The organism is Vibrio sp. 03_296 (genome assembly GCF_002265885.1).
Genome location: NZ_NPKW01001270.1, coordinates 1 through 676 on the forward strand (window position 1 = coordinate 1; position 676 = coordinate 676).

Below are 676 nucleotides of genomic sequence, written 5' to 3' on the forward strand. Positions count from 1 at the left end.
CCCTTTATTGACTCTCTACCTGATAACTCAGTGACTTTACTAGATAAGGGGTTTTATGGCGCAGACTTACTTCTTTCTCTCCAAAATAGTGGCTCCAACAGGCATTGGTTGTTACCAGCGAAGAAAGGGGTGAAATTCAGACTTCTGGACGATGAAGAGAGCGACGACATGTTGGTAGAAATGAAAGTCTCTCCACAGGCTCGCAAGAAAAATCCTAACCTACCTGAAAAATGGCAAGTCAGAGCCGTTACTTATCAAGTACAAGGTAAGCACAAAACAGTGTTTACGTCTTTGCCTAGGGAAGAGTACGATGCGGAATCAGTAGCCGAGCTTTACCATGAGAGATGGGAAATTGAGTTAGGGTACAGAGACATAAAAAGTTCGATGCAGCACAACGCGTTAGTGCTGAGGAGTAAGACGGTCGAGCTGTCTATCAAGAGTTATGGGGGCTGTTGCTTGGTTATAACTTGGTAAGACGAGAAGCCAGTCAAGCGGCCGTAGCACATGGTCGAATGGCCAATGAAATCAGTTTTAAATACGCTTGTCAGTTCATCGCTAGTCAACTGAAAGTAATGAGCAAAGCGGTATCTCCAGGTAATACACCGAAGCGTCTAAAAAGTCTGCGCGGAGACTTATCCATCCTTTTTATAGACAAACGCCCTAAGCCAAATCGGCC

1 pseudogene is annotated in these 676 nt (G+C 45.0%); it reads left to right on the forward strand.

Features of this window, described 5'->3' with window-relative positions:
* Positions 1-676, forward strand: a pseudogene (locus CIK04_RS31500) (IS4-like element ISVvu3 family transposase); the annotation flags it as partial.